Raw genomic sequence first — 17123 nt, 5'->3', positions numbered from 1 at the left:
GGGAGTGGCGTGCGCAGCTTCGTGGACCTGGGTCTGTTCCTGTCCGCCGTCGCCCTGGGGATCGGCTCGTTTCTCCCGGTGCTGGCCGGGACCCGGCCGACCGACGTCCCGCTGACCGAGTTGCGCGACGGGATCGCGGCCGGCGACGTCTCCGCCCTCGGCGCAGCCGACCTGCCCGTCCATCAGACACTGGCGGCGCCGCTCGTGCTCGCCGCCGTGCTGCTGCTCCTGGCCGCCCTGTTCGACTCGGCGGTGGCCGGCTGGGCCGGGGTGGTGATCGGCCTCGTCGCGACCGGCGCCTTCGCGGTGCGGGTCTATCAACGGTTCGGCGACTACGTGCAGGTCAACCACGCCACCGCGCTGACCAACCAGACGGGGTTCGTGCTACTGCTCAGCGGGTTGGGGGTCGCCCTGCTGTGCGCGGTGATCGCGGGGCGGCGGGCGTCCGCGTAGCCGAAACGCCGACGCGGGATCCCGGAGCGGGCGACCACGCTGGCTACCCTCGGTTCCCATGCCTTCCCTCGACGATCTCCTCTCGCGGATTCCGGTCGACCAGATCGCCCGCCGGCTCGACGTGGACGAGCAGACGGCGGCGACGGCGGTGCGGGCCGCCCTGCCCACGCTGGTCGGCGGCCTCGAGGCGAACACACGGCATCCGGACGGCGCCTCGTCCCTGCTGTCCGCGCTCGACCAGCACCGGAACCCGGCCCTGCTCGACGGTGGAGTGGACGTGACCGACGTGGACACCGCGGACGGCGACCGGATCGTGGCGAACGTGTTCGGCGACCACAAGGACCGGGTCGTGCAGACGCTGGGCCGAGCCGACGGCGCGGGCGGCAACGACCTCGTCGCACGGCTGCTGCCCATCCTCGCCCCGATCGTGCTGACGTACCTGGCCGAGCAGGTCGGCAGAAGTTCCGGCGGCCAGGGCGGCCTGGGCGAGCTGCTGGGCGGGCTCCTGCGCAGCGCGACGAACGGCACCGGAAGCGGCGGCGGTCTCGGCGGAGTGCTCGGCAGCGTTCTCGGCGGCAACGGGGGTGGCCTGGGCGAGCTGCTCGGCGGACTCCTCGGCGCCGGCAAGCGCTGAGGTCACGGCGGGATATGGATTGCCCCCGCGCGTCGCCCCGGGACGCCGTTCGCGCCCCGGTATGATAACGACGTCGCCGTCTGTGAGTGATCCCATCGGCGGGTAGGCCCCGGTCGGCCGAACTTGGAACAGGTAACAGACAAACGGGTGCCGAACCTACGGTGCCGTAGGCTGTAATTCGTACGTGACACGCACAGTTATGGAGAGGTAAACGGAATGACGCGAGTTCTGACTCAGCTTGAGCTTCTGCGCGAGCTGGAGCCCGTCGCCGAGGCGAACGTCAACCGCCACCTTTCGATGGCCAAGGACTGGCACCCCCACGACTACGTGCCCTGGGACGAGGGGCGCAACTTCGCCGCCATGGGTGGCGTGGACTGGGAGCCCGAGCAGTCGAAGCTCGACGAGGTCGCCAAGGCCGCGATGATCACCAATCTCCTCACCGAGGACAACCTGCCGTCCTACCACCGCGAGATCGCCGAGAGCTTCTCGCGCGAGGGCGCCTGGGGCACCTGGGTGGGCCGCTGGACCGCCGAGGAGAACCGCCACGGCATCGTGATGCGCGACTACCTCGTCGTCACCCGCGGTGTCGACCCCGTCGCCCTCGAGAACGCGCGCATGGAGCACATGACCAACGGGTTCGCCTCGCCCAACGAGGTCGGGATGCTGCACTCGGTGTCGTACGTCACCTTCCAGGAGCTGGCCACCCGCGTCTCGCACCGCAACACCGGCCGGGCGTGCCACGACTCGATCGCCGACAAGATGCTCCAGCGCATCGCCGCCGACGAGAACCTGCACATGATCTTCTACCGCAACATCTGCGAAGCGGCCCTCGACGTCGCCCCGGACCAGACCCTCGCGGCGATCACAGACGTGCTGAAGAACTTCCAGATGCCCGGCGCCGGTATGCCCAACTTCCGCCGCAACGGCGTGCTGATGGCCAAGCACGGCATCTACGACCTGCGTCAGCACCTCGACGAGGTGGTCATGCCGGTGCTCCGCAAGTGGCGCATCTTCGAGCGTGAGGACTTCGGTGCCGAGGGCGCCCGCATCCTCGACGAGCTCGGCACCTTCCTCGAGGATCTCGAGAAGCAGGCGGTGAAGTTCGAGGAGATGCGCGATCGGTCCCTCGCCCGCGAGGCCGCCCGCCGCGAGCGCAACGAGGCCGCGTCCTGATCCAGGCCGTTCCGTGATTCGGGAGCAGCGGCCCCGAACAGCTATCCTGTGCCCGGTACCGGATTCGGTGCCGGGCACAGTTGCACGCACTTCTTCTTCACGCCGTCTTCGAGGTTTTTTCATGTCACCCCTTCGCATCGGCTCGCTCGAGTTGAACAGCCCGGTCGTACTCGCGCCGATGGCGGGAATCACCAATGTCGCCTTTCGCACCCTGTGCCGCGAACTCGAACTCGAGCGGTCGGGGAGCACGTCGGGGCTGTACGTGTGCGAGATGGTCACCGCCCGGGCACTCGTGGAACGCCACCCCGTCACGATGCACATGACGACGTTCGGCCCCACCGAGACGCCGCGATCGTTGCAGCTGTACACCGTCGACCCGGACGTCACGTACCAGGCCGCGAAGATGATCGTCGACGAGAACCTCGCCGACCACATCGACATGAACTTCGGCTGCCCCGTGCCGAAGGTCACCCGCAAGGGCGGCGGCTCGGCGCTGCCGTACAAGCGGCGGCTGTTCGGCAACATCGTCGCGGCCGCCGTCCGCGCCACCGAGGGCACCGACATCCCGGTGACCGTGAAGTTCCGCATCGGCATCGACGCCGATCATCACACCCACCTCGACGCGGGCCGGATCGCGGCGGCCGAGGGCGCCGCCGCCGTCGCGCTACACGCCCGCACGGCCGCGCAGCGTTACTCGGGTGAGGCCGACTGGAACGAGATCGCCCGCCTCAAGGAGCACGTCACCGACGTGCCGGTGCTGGGCAACGGCGACATCTTCGCCGCCGAGGACGCCCAGAAGATGATGGAGCAGACCGGCTGCGACGGCGTCGTCGTCGGACGCGGATGCCTCGGCCGGCCCTGGCTGTTCGCCGAACTCAGCGCCGCACTGAACGGCACCCCCATGCCCACCCCGCCGAACCTGGGCGAGGTGGCGGCCATCATGCGCCGGCACGCCGAACTCCTCGCCGACCACCACGGCGAGGACCGCGGCATGCGTGAGATTCGCAAGCACATCGCCTGGTACCTGCGCGGCTTCCCGGCCGGATCCGACGTGCGCAACGCTCTGGCGCGCGTGTCCGGTCTCGCCGAGCTGGACGACCTGCTCGGCCGGCTCGATCCGACCGTGCCCTTCCCGAAGGACGCGGAGGGCCCGCGCGGGCGCCAGGGCTCCCCCGGTACCGTCGCACTGCCGGACGGCTGGCTCGACGACCCGGAGGACTGCATGGTGCCGGCGGGCGCCGACGTCATGCACTCGGGCGGCTGACCGCAGGGTCCGCTGTGCGGGCCGGACGAACCGGACCGGTGCTCGGCGGACGCTCGATCCGGACCGAGGCCGCCAGTATCATGACGGAATCGCCGTGGTGGCGGATGCGTACGAGAGCGGAACATCCGCGGAGAGGCGAGGGAATCGGTGGGTGAGGAGCACGAGTCGGGCCTGCCCGACAGTCGCGCTCCGTGGGAACGTCCTATCGCCGACTCCGGGTATCGCAGCTCACATTCCGGCCGGGTGCGACGACGTCCGGAGGGTCTTGCGCCGCCCGCCGACGCCGGACCCGCGCCGTCGGGCCGGGGCGCCGATACCGGCCGCCCCCGCCGCTCGGCCGCCCCCGACGAGAATCCCGATCAGGTCACCGTCGCCGCGCTGATGAACAAGGTCGGGCGCGACAGCCCGCCCGGGCGGCACCCCGAACCCGAACCGGCCGTGCCGGGCCCGCAGCCGGGCCGGCCGCGGCGGACGCCGGCCGTCGACGACGACCCCACCGAGAAGATCCCGCCCGTGGCCGCGGCCCCGCCGACCGGCCCGCCGCCCCCACCCCCGCGCGACGACCGTGCCGGACGGCGGAGCGACGACCCCGACCAGCCGCCCGCGCTGCCCCAGGCCGTCGGGGGCGACGGCCTGAGCAGGCTGGCTCTGAACAAGCGCCGCAAACGCCGGCGCCTCGCGACCGTGGGCCGCACCGTCCTGGCGCTGCTGTCCGTGCTGACCCTCGTCGGCAGCGGCCTGGTGTGGGGCTACGTGCGTTCCACCGAGGCCGGATTCGCCCAGATCGCGGCGCTGGACACCGAATCCACCGACATCGTCGACCCCGGCGGGCAGACCGGCGACGAGACCTACCTGATCATCGGCACCGACACCCGCGCCGGGGCGAGCGGCGCGGTCGGCGCCGGCACCGTCGCCGACGCCGAGGGCGCACGCGCCGACACCGTCATCCTCGTCAACATCCCCGCCGACCGCAGTCGCGTCGTCGCCGTCTCCTTTCCGCGCGACCTGGACGTGACGCGGCCCGTGTGCCGCGGCTGGGACAGCACCACCGGCGAGTACACGTCGGAGACGTTCCCCGCCGCCGAGGGCGACAAGCTCAATGCCACCTACGCGCTGGGCGGGCCCAAGTGCCTGGTGAAGGTGATCCAGAAGCTGTCCGGCCTGAAGATCGGGCATTTCGTCGGAATCGACTTCGCCGGCTTCGAGAGCATGGTCAACGAGGTCGGCGGCGTCGAGGTGTGCACACCCACCCCCCTGGTCGACGGGGAACTCGGCACCATCATCGAGACGGCGGGCACCCACACCCTCGACGGCCGCCGGGCCCTGGACTACGTGCGGGCCCGCAAGGTCGAGTCGGAGGGCAACGGCGACTACGGGCGTATCACCCGGCAGCAGAAGTTCCTGTCATCACTGCTGCGCTCGGCCATGTCGAACAAGGTCCTGTTCGACCCCGGCAAACTGAACGGGTTCATCAGCGCGTTCACCCGCGCCACGTTCGTCGAGAACGTCGACACCGAGTCCCTCGTCCGGCTCGGCCGCTCGCTGCAGCGGGTCGAAGCCGGCGCCGTCACCTTCCTCACCGTGCCGACGGCCGGAACCAACGAGTGGGGCAACGAGATTCCGCGTCTCGACGACATCAAGGCGATCTTCAACGCGATCATCGACGACGAACCGCTCCCCGGCGAGAAACGCGATGTTCCCGAGCCGGAATCGTCAGCGCCGCCGGCAGCCCCGCTGCCTGCACAGACCGCGGTGGACCCCTCGACGGTGTCGGTGCAGGTGTCCAACGCCTCCGGCGAATCCGGCCTCGCGGCCCGGACCGCGGAAGAACTCGGCGCCTACGGTTTCCCGATCTACAGCGTCGGCAACTACTCCGGGACGAGCAAGGAGACCGTCGTCCGCTTCTCCCCCGGGCTGGAGGCCGAGGCGTTGACGCTGGCCTCCGCAGTTCCGGGGGCCGTGCTGCAGGAGTCCCAGGACCTCGGCGGCATCGTGGAACTCGTCCTCGGCACCGGGTTCGTCGGCAGCATCGCGGCTCCGACCGAGGTGGGTTCGGTCCTGCCGACGGTGCCGATCCAGGCCGCCGAGGAGAACGAGCTGCCGGTCGACCTGTCGATCACCAACGCGGGCGACGATTCCTGCGCCTGAGCAGCACCTCGAGCCCGTCCATTCACCCGGCGTTCACCCGCTGCTCGTGACTCGGCTTTGTCTGCGCCGTAGTCTGTGCCATTATGCGCGTCGTATACCACGAACAGATGACCGAGCTCGCCGATCTCCTCGGAGAGATGGCGGGCCTTGCCGGCCTTGCGATGGAGCGGGCCACCCAGGCGCTGCTCCAGGCGGATCTGGCGCTCGCCGAGACCGTCATCGGCGAGCACGACAAGATCACCGACCTGAGTACCCAGTGCGAGGAGAAGGCCTTCTCGCTCCTCGCCCTCCAGGCGCCGGTCGCCGGTGATCTGCGTTCCGTGGTCAGTGGCATCCAGATCGTCGCCGACATCGACCGGATGGGTGCGCTGGCACTGCACGTCGCCAAGGCGACGCGACGTCGGCACCCCAATCATGTTCTGCCCGAAGAGGTCAACGGCTACTTCGCCGAGATGGGCCGCATCGCAGTCTCGCTCGGCGCAGCGACCAGGGAGATCCTCGAGACGCGCGACCCCGAGCGGGCGGCCCGGCTCCACCAGGAGGACGAGGCGATGGACGATCTCCATCGTCACCTGTTCACCGTGCTCATGGACCGGGAGTGGAAGCACGGCGTGGCCGCGGCTGTGGATGTGACGCTGCTGGGCCGGTTCTACGAACGGTTCGCCGACCACGCCGTCGAGGTGGGTCGTCGCGTGATCTTCCTGGTCACCGGCAAGCTCCCCACCGACGAGGATTTCCGGGCGATGCGTGAGCGCGTCGACAAGCTCACGGTGTACCCGCAGGATCAGTAACCCGACTCGGCACAAGGCCCCGCCCGGAGTTTCCGGGCGGGGCCTTTCCGCGTCCGCGGTGCCGAAGTCGCAGCCGGCTCAGCCGAAGCGGCCGGAGATGTAGTCCTCCGTGGCCTTCTGGGTGGGGTTGGAGAAGATCTTCTCGGTGTCGTCGATCTCGACGAGCCGGCCCGGCTTGCCGGTGGCCTCGAGGTTGAAGAACGCGGTCTGATCGCTCACGCGCGCGGCCTGCTGCATGTTGTGCGTGACGATCACGATGGTGTAGTCCTGCTTCAGCTCGGCGATCAGGTCCTCGATGGCGAGGGTGGAGATCGGGTCGAGAGCGGAGCACGGCTCGTCCATCAGGAGCACCTCCGGCTGCACCGCGATGGCGCGGGCGATGCACAGGCGCTGCTGCTGGCCACCCGACAGGCCGCCGCCGGGCTTGTCGAGGCGGTCCTTGACCTCGTTCCACAGGTTCGCGCCGCGCAGCGACCGCTCGGCGATCTCGTCGAGCCTGTTCTTCTCGCGCACGCCCTGCAACTTCAGGCCGGCGACGACGTTGTCGCGGATCGACATGGTGGGGAACGGATTGGGGCGCTGGAACACCATGCCGATCGTCTTGCGGACGCCGACCGGGTCGACGGACGAGTCGTAGATGTCCTCGCCGTCGAGCAGCACGGAGCCCTCGACGCGGGCACCGGGGGTCACCTCGTGCATGCGGTTGAGCGAGCGCAGCACGGTCGACTTGCCGCAGCCCGACGGTCCGATGAACGCGGTGACGTTCCGCGGCGGCACGGACAGCGTCACGTCGGAGACGGCGTGGAACTTGCCGTAGAAGATGTTGACGTCCTTGAGGTCCAGACGCTTGGCCATTACCGGCTCCCTACTGGTGTATCGAAATCGAAGGGTGTGTACATGAGGTGACCTACTTGGTGCGCACCTGGGAGAAGTGGCCGACCACCTTGGCAACGATGTTGAGGATGGCGATGACGAGGATGAGGGTCAGGGCAGCGCCCCAGATCCGCATCGTGCCCGCGTCGGTCGGGTTGTTCATCTCCGCCACCATGACGCCGGGCAGGCTGCCCATCTCGCCGCCGAACAGGTTGAAGTTGATGAACGGCGCGTAGCCGACCAGGATCAGCAGCGGAGCGGTCTCGCCCATGACGCGGGCCAGGGCCAGCATGACGCCGGTGATGATGCCGGGCAGCGCGGTCGGAATCACGATGCGCGCGATGGTCTTCCACTTGGGCACACCGAGGGCGTAGGAGGCCTCGCGCAGATCCTGCGGCACGATCCGGAGCATCTCCTCGGTGCTGCGCACCACCACGGGAACCATGAGCAGGACCAGCGCCAGGGACACCGCGAAGGCGGACTTCGGGAAGCCGAAGGTGGCGATCCACAGTGCGTAGATGAAGAGCGCGGCAACGATAGAGGGGACACCACTGAGGATGTCCACCATGAAGGTGGTGATCCTGCCCAGTCGCGTGCCGGCGCCGTACTCCACGAGGAAGATCGCCACGAAGATGCCGATCGGGATGGAGATCACCGCGCACACCAGGCCCTGCAGCAGGGTCCCGACGAGGGCGTGGTAGATGCCACCGCCCATCGCGGACGCGGACAGACCGCTCAAGGAATTCGTGAACCAGGTGGCGCTGGTCAGGGCGGGAAGACCCTTGACGATCACGGTGATCAGCACCCATGCCAGCGGCACGAGAGCGATCAGCACCGACACGGTGACCAGGACGGTGGCGGAGAGATCCGAGACGCGCCGACGGGTGCCGACGCCCCGGAAGGTGGGGCCCTTGACCGGCGTCTCGAGGAGAGTGGTCGTCATGGCTTCAGTCCTTCTTTCCTGCGACGACCGCACGCGCCGCGGCGTTGACCACGAAGGTCAGCACGAAGAGCACCAGACCCGCGGCGATGTAGGCGCCGGCCTGGATGTCGTTGTTGAACTCGGCGTAACCGAGGGCGATCTTCGAGGCGATGGTGGCACCGCCGTCGAACAGTGACCACGAGAACGGCTGCGACGTGGTGCGCAGGATCAGGTACAGCGCCATGGTCTCGCCGAGTGCGCGGCCGAGACCGAGCATCGAGCCGCTGATGTAGCCCGACTTGCCGAACGGGATCACCGTGGTCTTGACGACCTCCCAGCGGGTCGCACCGAGAGCGAGCGCCGCCTCGATATGGGACGTCGGCGTCTGCACGAACACCTCCCGGCTCACCGCGGCGATGGTCGGCAGGATCATCACGGCGAGCACGATGCCCGCGGTGAAGATGGTGCCGCCGCCGAGGATGGAACCCGATCCGGACGCGAACAGCGGGAACCAGCCGAGACTTTCGTTGAGCCACGTCGCCAGCGGCCGGATCGCGGGGGCCAGGACCAGCAGGCCCCACAGGCCGTAGACGATGGACGGCACGGCGGCGAGCAGGTCGATGACGTACGCCAGGGGCTTCTTGATGCGCTCGGGGCAGTACGAGGTGAGGAAGATCGCGATGCCGAGTGCGACCGGCATCGCGAGCACCAGCGCGAAGAACGACACCAGCACGGTCACCTGGAACAGGTCGAGGACGCCGAACGCCATCGCGGCGATGTCCTGGGTGACCCACTCGCGGCTGGTGAGGAAGTTGACGGTGTTGCGCTGCAGCGCCGGCACCGCACGCCAGACGAGGAACACGCCGATGGCCGCGATGATCACCGAGATGAGAACGGCGGACCCGGAGGCCAGTGAACGGAAGATCCGGTCGCCCGGCCTGGTCAGCGGCTTGCTGTCGCCGCGCGCTGGAGTGGTAATCGTGGCCTCCGGGGTGTTGCCGTGCGGACCGCCCGCCCCGGGCCCGGCATCGCTGCCGGACCCGGGAGTGCGAGGTGCGGATTTGGTGGGCGCGTCACTCATCTGCGCTCGCGATCTCTCTCTGCTGGGGATTGACGGTACGGTCCGCGGCGCTCATCGGCTAGGCGATGGCGTTGATCGACTCGGTGAGCTTCGCCTTGAAGGACTCGGGCAGCGGCACGTAGCCCTGCTCGGCGAGGCCTTCCTGGCCCTCGTTGGCGGCGCTGACGAGGAACGACTTCACGGCCGCGGAGGTGTCGGCATCGTAACCGGCGGAGCACACGATCTCGTAGGTCGCGAGCATGATCGGGTAGGCCCCCTCCTCCTTCGTACCGAAGATCGAGGTCAGGTCGAGCGTCAGGTCGCCCTCACCGGTCGGAGCGAAGGTCGCCGCCTCGATGGCCTTCGACGCGGTCTCGTCGGTCAGCTCCACCGCGCCGGATCCGTTGTCGATCTGTGCGACGTTCAGGTTGTTCTGGTCGGCGAAGGACTTCTCGACGTAGGTGATCGCGCCGGGGGCGCTGGCGACGGCCTGGGCGACACCGGCCGATCCCTTGGCGCCTTCACCGACACCGCCGGTGAAGTCGGAGCCGGCGCCGGTGGTCCAGGCACCGTTCGAGGCGGCCTCGAGGTACTTCTGGAAGTTGTCGGTGGTGCCCGACGAATCCGAGCGGACGATCGGGGTGATGGCCGAATCCGGAAGGCTCACACCCTCGTTGAGAGCCGCGATGGCCGGGTCGTTCCACTGCTTGATGGTGCCGTTGAAGATCTTGGCGACGGTCTCGCCGTTGAGCACGAGGTTGTCGACGCCCTCGACGTTGTACGCGACGGCGACCGGACCGAAGACCAGCGGCAGGTTCCAGGCGGGGTTGCCGGCGCAGCGCTCGGCGGCCTGGGCGGCCTGCTCGCTCTTGATGGCGGAGTCGGAGCCGGCGAAGTCGATCTGCTTCGCGATGAACTGGGTGCGGCCGTCACCGGAACCCGACGGGTTGTAGGCGACGTTGACGTTCTTGCCCTTCTCCTGGCAGACCGCGATGTAGGTGGACACGAACTGGTCCATCGCGTTCTTCTGCGCGGACGACCCGGCGGCGGACAGCGTCTCCTTGCCCTCACACGTCGCGGCCGATGCGGACGCGTCCACGTCCGTCGAGGCGGCATTGTTGTCGCTGCCGCATGCGGCCAGGGTGAGGGCACCTGCAGCCACCACACCGAGCAGGGCGCCATTGCGCTTGAGGTTCACTCGTACTCCTCCGGAATTCGCGACCGGCACGCCCGCGACACGGGCGGCGGCATCAGGCGCGGGGTGATCCCGGCGCCGGACCGGCATGCTGCGGCCCGTAATGGAAAGTTAATGAGGACGGGTTGACGGTTGGACGCCCGAAGGTGAACGCGACGTGAACGCGAAAAGTACACCTGCAGTCCGTATGGTCGACGTCACACGACATTCACGGGCCGGACTCGTTCGGTACGTGCTCCGCTCACGCTTTCGCGTATGCGAGGTCCACGTGGAATCGCTCGAATCCGAGCCGGCCGTAGGTGCGCAGCGCGGCGTCGTTGTCGCCTTCGACGTACAGCAGCACCGCGCCGAGCCCGCGTTCCCGCAGATACCGCAACCCGGCGAGCGTGAGCAGCCGGCCGAGACCGCGCCCCTGCGCCCCGGGATCGATGCCCACCACGTACACCTCCCCGATCGCCGGCTGGTCCGCCGTGGCGGCGTGCACCTTCGTCCAGTGGAAGCCGAGGAGCCGGTCCGGGTCCTGCTCGTCGAAGGCGAGGAACACCCCGGCCGGGTCGAACCAGGACTCGCTGCGGCGCTGCGCGACGTCGCGCTCGGTCCAGCGGCCCTGCTCGGGGTGCCACGCGAAGGCGGCGGCATTGACCCGCAGCAGTTCCGCGTCGTCCTCGGGTCCGCGGTAGGTCCGCAGGATCAGCCCGTCGGGGACCTGCAGGGCCGGCAGCTCGGGCTCCCCGAGGGGGCGCCGCAGCTGCAGGAGTTCCCGGACCGGGGTCAGGCCGAGCCGCGCCGCGAGCGCCCGCGCGGACTCGAGGTCGCCGTGTGCCCACACCCGGGTGCCGGCACCACCGGCGTCGAGGGCCGCGGCGACGAGCCGCGACCCCACGCCGCGGCGGCGGTGCGGCGGATCGACGACCACCTCGGCCATCGCCGGGTGCTCCCCGTGACCGGGGACCAGATTGGCGTAGCCGACGATCGCGGCGGCATCGACGGCCACCAGGTGCCGGACGTCGCCGTCGCCGGTGAGGGAGTGCAGCACCTGCTCGGACACGGGGGCCGTTCCGTCGGCGGCGTGGGCGCGGGCGACGAGCGCCCGCACCTCGGCGGCCTGCTCGGCGGACAGTCGGCTGACGAATTCCACGACGGCGAGCCTAGTCCGCGAGTTCGGCGTCCTCGAACTCGATGGTGGTGGAGCCGCCCTTCCCGGTCTTGGTGGTGGGCCGCACCGCCTTGTAGCCGACATTGCGGACCGTGCCGATCAGGGACTCGTACTCGGGGCCGAGCTTGGCGCGCAGGCGCCGCACGTGCACATCGACGGTGCGGGTGCCGCCGAAGAAGTCGTAACCCCAGACCTCCTGCAGCAGTTGCGCGCGGGTGAACACCCGGCCGGCGTGCTGCGCGAGGTACTTGAGGAGCTCGAACTCCTTGTACGTCAGGTCGAGGGGGCGGCCACGCAGGCGAGCGGTGTAGGTGCCCTCGTCGATCGAGAGCTCCCCGAGGGTGATCTTGCCGGTGTTCTCGGGGCCCGCCGCACCGCCGGACCGGCCGACCAGCAATCGCAGCCGCGCGTCCAGCTCGGCGGGGCCGGTGGTGGTCAGCAGGATGTCGTCCAGCCCCCACTCCGGGTTCACCGCCACCAGGCCGCCCTCGGTGAGCACGGCGACGACCGGTATCGCCGACCCGGTGCTGCCGAGCAGCCGGCACAGGCCGCGGGCCGCGGCCAGGTCCGTGCGGGCGTCGACGATGGCGATGTCCGCGGAACCGGCCTCGAGGAGCGAGGACACCTCGGTCGGTGCCGGGCGCACCGAGTGCGCGAGCAACGACAGCGAGGGCAGGACCGCGTCCGGGTTGGGGTCGGAGGTCAGCAGCAACAGCTCCACCGTGCCTCCATTCTTCGCGGGCTGCGCGAAACTCGTGTAAACGACGCGCTACAGATTAACGCCACGACGGCGTTCACCGGGCAACCGCACTCGGGAAGCGGCGCGAGCCGTCCGTCACAATGGTGCGGTGCGCAAACTCATCCTCGCTCTCGTGACGCTCGTCGGAGTCGCGCTCCTGATCGATTTCGGCGCCGCGGCGTGGTCCGAGTACCGGGTCTCGCGGTCGCTGCGGGAGGGTGGGGCGCTGACGGCGGACCCGGCGGTGACCATCCACGGATTCCCGTTCCTGACCCAGGCCCGGGCGGGCCGCTACGAGAACGTGGAGATCCGGGCGCAGGGCGTGCCCAGCAGGACGCTCGGCGACATCACGATCGAGGCCAACCTGATCGGTGCCCATGCGGCCGCGGGCGAGCTGCTCGACGGTTCGATCCGCTCGGTGCCGGTGGACCTGCTGTACGGGCGCGTGATGATCGACGCGACCGAGCTCGGTCAGCTCTACGGCATTCCCGACCTGCAGGTGTCCGCTCCCCCGGCCGACAAGTCCGACGGCACCGGCGGGTCCGGCGGCTCCGGACGCACCACCGCGGGCGGGGTCGTCCTCACCGGCACGGTTCCGGTCGGCCCGGTCTCCGCGGAGGTCAGCGTCCAGGCGGACCTGCTGCTCGAGGGCGACACGGTGCGCATCGTCGCGTCGGACCTGTACTTCGGCCCGGAGGGACAGGCGGACTTCACCGTGCCGGATCCGCTGAAGCCGGCGGTGCTGGGCCTGTTCACCACCACGATCGAACCCCAGAACCTGCCGTTCGGGGTGCGCCCGACCGCGGTCGAGGCCCGCGGCTCGACGATCGTGATCGAGGGCGAGGCGCACCAGACCACGATCGACCTCGAGGAGGTTCAGCGCCTGTGACCGCCGTCGTCGTACTGCTGGTGGTGGTGGCTGCCGCCCTGATCACCGGGACCGTCCTGCGGGCCCGCGCGGGCAAGGTCCGCGCCGTCGCGGCCGCCCCCGCGCCGGGGCCCGGCCCCCTGCTGGCCGCGGTGGGCGTGGGCACCGGCAGTGCGCCGGTGGTGCTGCACTTCTCCGCCGACTGGTGCGGACCGTGCGCCGCGGTACGCCGGGTCGTCGCTCAGGTGGTCGCCGACCTCGCGGCCACCGGCGACGGGCTGCCGGCACCCCGCGACCTCGAACTGGACATCGACGAGAACCCGCAGTTGGCAAGGGAACTCGGCGTGCTGTCGCTGCCGACGACGTTCCTGTTCGACGCCGCCGGCACCGAAAGGTACCGGGTTTCGGGGGTGCCGGCCGCGGCGGACCTGCGGGCCGCGCTGGTGCCGCTGCGCACCCCCTGGGCCCCGATCCGTCGAGACGTCGGCTAAGCTGCCTGCCGTGTCGACCTGCCGAGAGCTCATGCTCACCCGACGCCGCACAGTCGATCTGTGCCGCCTCGGCGGCTTCTGCTGTACCTGCTGCTGATCACCCCGGCCGAGACGCCCGACCGTCTCCGCGGCATCCGCTGCCGTCACCGGTGTGATCCCCGCGGTTGCCACCGCGACGGTTCGCCCCCATGCGTCCCCTCCCAGCAGGAGCACCCCTCATGTCCACCACCGCCCCCGCCGCCCGCCAGGGTCAGCAGGTAGACGTCCGCGGCCCCCGGTTCGCGGTGTGGATCACCACCGCCGTCCTCGTCGTCGTCCTGGCCGTCGCGACGGTCTCGACCACGGTGGCCGGCGTACTGCTCGCCGTCCAGACCGCGGTGTTCGCGGCCGGTGCGGCCCTCGGCCCGCGCCGCAGCCCCTACGGCCTGCTCTTCGCGCGGCTCGTCGCGCCCCGGCTGGGCGCCCCCACCGAGAAGGAACCGGTCGCCCCGCTGCGGTTCGCGCAGCTCGTCGGGTTCGTGTTCGCCGCCGTGGGCACCTTCGGATTCCTCCTCGGCGCCGACCTCGCCGGTCTCGTCGCCACCGGGTTCGCGCTGTTCGCCGCGCTGCTCAACGCCGCGTTCGGGGTGTGCCTCGGTTGCGCGATCTACCCGCTCGTGGCCAGGTTCCGGGCCGTCGCCGCCTGACCACCGTTCCCTCCGCACCGTTCCACTCGACCGAGAGTGTCAACACCGAAAGGAAACTCCATGGCTCGCTCCGACGTCCTGGTCTCAGCAGACTGGGCAGAGCAGAACCTTCACGCACCGAAGACCGTGTTCATCGAGGTCGACGAGGACACCGCAGCCTACGACGGCGGGCACATCGAGGGCGCGATCAAGCTCGACTGGCGTAAGGACCTGCAGGACGGCGTCCGTCGCGACTTCCTGAACCGGGAGCAGTTCTCCGCCCTGCTGTCCGCGAAGGGCGTCGCCGACGACGACACCGTCGTGCTCTACGGCGGCAACAACAACTGGTTCGCCGCCTACGCGTACTGGTACTTCAAGTTCTACGGGCACCGGGACGTCAAGCTCATCGACGGTGGCCGCAAGAAGTGGGAGCTCGACGGACGCCCGCTGTCCAAGGACGAGGTCACCCGCCCGGCCACCGAGTACAAGGCGCAGGAGCCGGACTACTCGATCCGCGCCTTCCGCGACGAGGTGATCGACGCGATCGGCACCAAGAACATCATCGACGTCCGCTCCCCCGACGAGTTCTCCGGCCGGATCCTCGCCCCGGCCCACCTGCCGCAGGAGCAGGCCCAGCAGCGCGGCCACGTCCCGGGTGCGATCAACATCCCGTGGAGCACCACCGCCAACGAGGACGGCACCTTCAAGTCGGACGACGACCTCGAGGCCCTCTACCGGGCGAAGGGCTTCGACGACAGCCGCGAGACCATCGCCTACTGCCGGATCGGTGAGCGCTCGAGCCACACCTGGTTCGTGCTGCAGGAGATCCTCGGCAAGAAGAACGTCAAGAACTACGACGGCAGCTGGGTCGAATACGGCTCGCTCGTCGGAGCCCCGATCGAGTTGGAGGTTCGCTGACCATGTGTGGTGCACCCGTTCAGTCCCAGACCCTGCCCGCGGGCGTGGACGTCGAGAAGGAGACGGTCCTGACCGGCCGTGTCGTCGACGCCGACGGCCAGCCGGTCGGCGGTGCCTTCGTGCGCCTGCTCGACGGCACCGGTGAGTTCACCGCCGAGGTCGTCGCCTCCGGCACCGGTGACTTCCGCTTCTTCGCCGCGCCCGGCGACTGGAAGGTCCGCGCGTTGTCCGGCCGTGGCAACGGTGACGTCGCCGTGAGCCCGGCCGCCCCCGGCGTCCACCACGTCGAGGTCACGGTCGCGAAGTAGCAGACCGTTCGGCGGGCCCGTTCCTCCGGGAACGGGCCCGCCGTCGTCCGTGGTCAGTTCTGCGGCTGCCGGTCCGTCCGTTCGGCGTCGGCGAGCGCGACGATCCAGTCGACGATCCGCTCACTGTCCGAGTACCAGGGATCGTGCGGGTTCGTGTTCCAGTAGCCGATGTGCTGGATGAAGCCCAGCAGGAGGTACGGCTCGAGAAACAGGTCGACGATGCCGCTGTTGTCGTCGGCGAAGCCGGCTCCCTCGGCGCGCAGCTTCTCCACCACGACCGGCCGGCCCGGTCCCAAGGCCCAGTCGAGAATCTCCCGCATCCGTTCGGGGCTCACGTCGGCGCTCGGGTCCACCGGGTACGTCGTGTCGACGACCTTGCGCAGCACGTCGAGGAGGGATTCGCCGGACTCCCACCAGTCGTCGCGGGTGACGATGTGGGCGGCCGCGCGGGCCGCCGTCACCGCCAGCGCACCGCCCAGGTCGCCGACGGTCTGCAACGGGTTCAGCAGCGTGAACCGCATCTGTCCGAGCACGCCGAGGGCCAGTTCGAGCACCGCGATGTCCTCGGGTGCGTCGCACGCGACGTCGTAACGCCGGCACGAGTACACGACCCGGTCGGCCAGCGCCCCGTAGTCGGCGGGTTCCGAGGACATGAACCCGCCACCGGGCGGACCGGGATCGCCCATCGAGTCGACCCCCGCCGGCCGGTACGGGTCACCGACGAGGACGACCCCCGCGATGTCGTCCGGTGCGACGTGGGCTTCGGCGGGCCGGTGCCCGAGTTCGCGGCTCACCCGTTCGATCACCTCGGCGCCGACGCTGTAGCCGACGAGCGCGAACCGGGTGCGCTCCCCGCAGGCGCTCTTGCGTTCGTCGAGGATGCGGTTGGTCGACGCGACGCCCGCCGCCACCGAGTCCTGATAGGTCGGCACGTCCTCGAACACGCCCAGGCCGTAGGTGGCCGGGTACGGCACGTACATCCAGCCGATCGAGCCCGGACGGTCCGCGGTGGCCTCGCCGGCCGGGACCGTCACGTTGCCCACCCAGTTCGACCACAGCTGCCGCGACTCCTCGACCACGGGATCGCGGCCGGCCTCGGAGTCGGTGGCGCCGGAGACCGCGACGATCAGCAGGTCGGGGCACTCCAGGGCGTAGTTGTCGGGGTGGACGGCGGGCCCGGACGAACCGCTGCTCGACCCCGTCCCGGGGGCGGCGACCGCGACGGGCACGGTCAGGGACAGGGTCGCGAGCGCCGCAACAGCCGGCAGCAGCAGACGGATGGGGCGCACACGACCTCCGAGTCGGACTTTCCGGACGAAAGGGCCCGCACGGCCCACTGCACGGTACTATCTCGCGCGCCGCACTGCGCGCCCGGTGGGGGGCGTCGGTTTTCGCGCTCTCCGGGCGCCGTCTAGGATATGGCCGTGGTCATCTTCTTCGAAGCTCTCCTTGTCCTGGCGGCCGT

18 protein-coding genes are annotated in these 17123 nt (G+C 69.8%); 11 read left to right on the top strand and 7 right to left on the bottom strand.

The window, feature by feature from the left end; genetic code table 11:
- Positions 1-9 precede the first annotated feature (9 nt).
- The 6 genes from ISO16_RS22750 (at position 10) to phoU (ending at position 6463) form a co-directional block, all read left to right on the top strand.
- Positions 10-453, top strand: coding sequence for a hypothetical protein (locus ISO16_RS22750; RefSeq protein WP_072634426.1), 444 nt, complete (start codon positions 10-12; stop codon positions 451-453).
- 58 nt (positions 454-511) lie between these two features.
- Positions 512-1087, top strand: coding sequence for a DUF937 domain-containing protein (locus ISO16_RS22745; protein ID WP_006936393.1), 576 nt, complete (start codon positions 512-514; stop codon positions 1085-1087).
- A gap of 216 nt (positions 1088-1303) precedes the next feature.
- On the top strand, positions 1304-2260 hold the full coding sequence (locus ISO16_RS22740; protein ID WP_072634425.1) for an acyl-ACP desaturase: 957 nt from the start codon (positions 1304-1306) through the stop codon (positions 2258-2260).
- 121 nt (positions 2261-2381) lie between these two features.
- Positions 2382-3524 carry a tRNA dihydrouridine synthase DusB gene (gene dusB, locus ISO16_RS22735; RefSeq protein ID WP_044475953.1) on the top strand — a complete coding sequence of 381 codons (1143 nt, stop codon included), beginning with the start codon at positions 2382-2384 and terminating at the stop codon, positions 3522-3524.
- 147 nt (positions 3525-3671) lie between these two features.
- Positions 3672-5672, top strand: coding sequence for an LCP family protein (locus ISO16_RS22730; protein ID WP_072634424.1), 2001 nt, complete (start codon positions 3672-3674; stop codon positions 5670-5672).
- Between the two features lie 83 nt (positions 5673-5755).
- Entirely contained in the window at positions 5756-6463 is a 708-nt protein-coding gene (phoU, locus tag ISO16_RS22725) for a phosphate signaling complex protein PhoU (protein ID WP_010593878.1), read from the top strand.
- A gap of 78 nt (positions 6464-6541) precedes the next feature.
- On the opposite strand, the gene pstB is transcribed toward phoU, so the two are convergent.
- From pstB to ISO16_RS22695, 6 genes are all read right to left on the bottom strand, one after another.
- Positions 6542-7318: a phosphate ABC transporter ATP-binding protein PstB gene (gene pstB, locus ISO16_RS22720; RefSeq protein ID WP_006936402.1), complete on the bottom strand. Its 777-nt coding sequence runs from the start codon at positions 7316-7318 to the stop codon at positions 6542-6544.
- Between the two features lie 52 nt (positions 7319-7370).
- Positions 7371-8279 (bottom strand): phosphate ABC transporter permease PstA, encoded by a 909-nt coding sequence (gene pstA / locus ISO16_RS22715; RefSeq protein ID WP_072634423.1) that lies wholly within the window; start codon positions 8277-8279, stop codon positions 7371-7373.
- A 4-nt stretch (positions 8280-8283) separates the two neighbouring features.
- Positions 8284-9339: a phosphate ABC transporter permease subunit PstC gene (gene pstC, locus ISO16_RS22710; RefSeq protein ID WP_006936404.1), complete on the bottom strand. Its 1056-nt coding sequence runs from the start codon at positions 9337-9339 to the stop codon at positions 8284-8286.
- A 58-nt stretch (positions 9340-9397) separates the two neighbouring features.
- Positions 9398-10516, bottom strand: coding sequence for a phosphate ABC transporter substrate-binding protein PstS (pstS, locus tag ISO16_RS22705; protein WP_006936405.1), 1119 nt, complete (start codon positions 10514-10516; stop codon positions 9398-9400).
- 238 nt (positions 10517-10754) lie between these two features.
- Positions 10755-11651, bottom strand: coding sequence for a mycothiol synthase (mshD, locus tag ISO16_RS22700; protein ID WP_072634422.1), 897 nt, complete (start codon positions 11649-11651; stop codon positions 10755-10757).
- Between the two features lie 10 nt (positions 11652-11661).
- Positions 11662-12390, bottom strand: coding sequence for a winged helix-turn-helix transcriptional regulator (locus ISO16_RS22695; RefSeq protein WP_006936407.1), 729 nt, complete (start codon positions 12388-12390; stop codon positions 11662-11664).
- Between the two features lie 127 nt (positions 12391-12517).
- Between ISO16_RS22695 and ISO16_RS22690 the strand changes: the two genes are divergently transcribed.
- The 5 genes from ISO16_RS22690 to ISO16_RS22670 all read left to right on the top strand — a co-directional run bounded on the left by ISO16_RS22690 (position 12518) and on the right by ISO16_RS22670 (position 15658).
- Positions 12518-13297 carry an LmeA family phospholipid-binding protein gene (locus ISO16_RS22690; RefSeq protein WP_072634421.1) on the top strand — a complete coding sequence of 260 codons (780 nt, stop codon included), beginning with the start codon at positions 12518-12520 and terminating at the stop codon, positions 13295-13297.
- On the top strand, positions 13294-13767 hold the full coding sequence (locus ISO16_RS22685) for a thioredoxin family protein (RefSeq protein WP_006936409.1): 474 nt from the start codon (positions 13294-13296) through the stop codon (positions 13765-13767). The genes ISO16_RS22690 and ISO16_RS22685 overlap by 4 nt, the downstream gene beginning before the upstream one ends.
- A 218-nt stretch (positions 13768-13985) precedes the next feature.
- Positions 13986-14453: a DUF4395 domain-containing protein gene (locus ISO16_RS22680; protein WP_072634420.1), complete on the top strand. Its 468-nt coding sequence runs from the start codon at positions 13986-13988 to the stop codon at positions 14451-14453.
- A gap of 60 nt (positions 14454-14513) precedes the next feature.
- Positions 14514-15350 (top strand): sulfurtransferase, encoded by an 837-nt coding sequence (locus ISO16_RS22675; RefSeq protein ID WP_006936411.1) that lies wholly within the window; start codon positions 14514-14516, stop codon positions 15348-15350.
- Positions 15351-15352: 2 nt separating this feature from the next.
- Positions 15353-15658 carry a DUF1416 domain-containing protein gene (locus ISO16_RS22670; RefSeq protein WP_029541490.1) on the top strand — a complete coding sequence of 102 codons (306 nt, stop codon included), beginning with the start codon at positions 15353-15355 and terminating at the stop codon, positions 15656-15658.
- Positions 15659-15711: 53 nt separating this feature from the next.
- Here the strand turns inward: ISO16_RS22670 and ISO16_RS22665 are convergent, their stop codons facing one another.
- Positions 15712-16947 (bottom strand): cutinase family protein, encoded by a 1236-nt coding sequence (locus ISO16_RS22665; RefSeq protein ID WP_072634419.1) that lies wholly within the window; start codon positions 16945-16947, stop codon positions 15712-15714.
- Positions 16948-17123: the final 176 nt, after the last annotated feature.

The organism is Rhodococcus sp. M8 (assembly GCF_015654185.1).
In the GTDB taxonomy this organism is placed as follows: Bacteria; Actinomycetota; Actinomycetes; order Mycobacteriales; family Mycobacteriaceae; genus Rhodococcus; species Rhodococcus aetherivorans.
The sequence above is the reverse complement of the archived record's forward strand: the minus strand, read 5'-3'. Positions and strand labels throughout refer to the sequence as shown.

Excerpts from the sequence above, each read along its gene's own strand:
- dusB (WP_044475953.1), top strand. The coding sequence starts at position 2,382 with ATGTCACCCCTTCGCATCGGCTCGCTCGAGTTGAACAGCCCGGTCGTA.
- ISO16_RS22680 (WP_072634420.1), top strand. The coding sequence starts at position 13,986 with ATGTCCACCACCGCCCCCGCCGCCCGCCAGGGTCAGCAGGTAGACGTC.
- pstB (WP_006936402.1), bottom strand. The coding sequence starts at position 7,318 with ATGGCCAAGCGTCTGGACCTCAAGGACGTCAACATCTTCTACGGCAAG.
- ISO16_RS22675 (WP_006936411.1), top strand. The coding sequence starts at position 14,514 with ATGGCTCGCTCCGACGTCCTGGTCTCAGCAGACTGGGCAGAGCAGAAC.
- ISO16_RS22740 (WP_072634425.1), top strand. The coding sequence starts at position 1,304 with ATGACGCGAGTTCTGACTCAGCTTGAGCTTCTGCGCGAGCTGGAGCCC.
- phoU (WP_010593878.1), top strand. The coding sequence starts at position 5,756 with ATGCGCGTCGTATACCACGAACAGATGACCGAGCTCGCCGATCTCCTC.
- ISO16_RS22670 (WP_029541490.1), top strand. The coding sequence starts at position 15,353 with ATGTGTGGTGCACCCGTTCAGTCCCAGACCCTGCCCGCGGGCGTGGAC.
- pstA (WP_072634423.1), bottom strand. The coding sequence starts at position 8,279 with ATGACGACCACTCTCCTCGAGACGCCGGTCAAGGGCCCCACCTTCCGG.
- ISO16_RS22745 (WP_006936393.1), top strand. The coding sequence starts at position 512 with ATGCCTTCCCTCGACGATCTCCTCTCGCGGATTCCGGTCGACCAGATC.
- pstC (WP_006936404.1), bottom strand. The coding sequence starts at position 9,339 with ATGAGTGACGCGCCCACCAAATCCGCACCTCGCACTCCCGGGTCCGGC.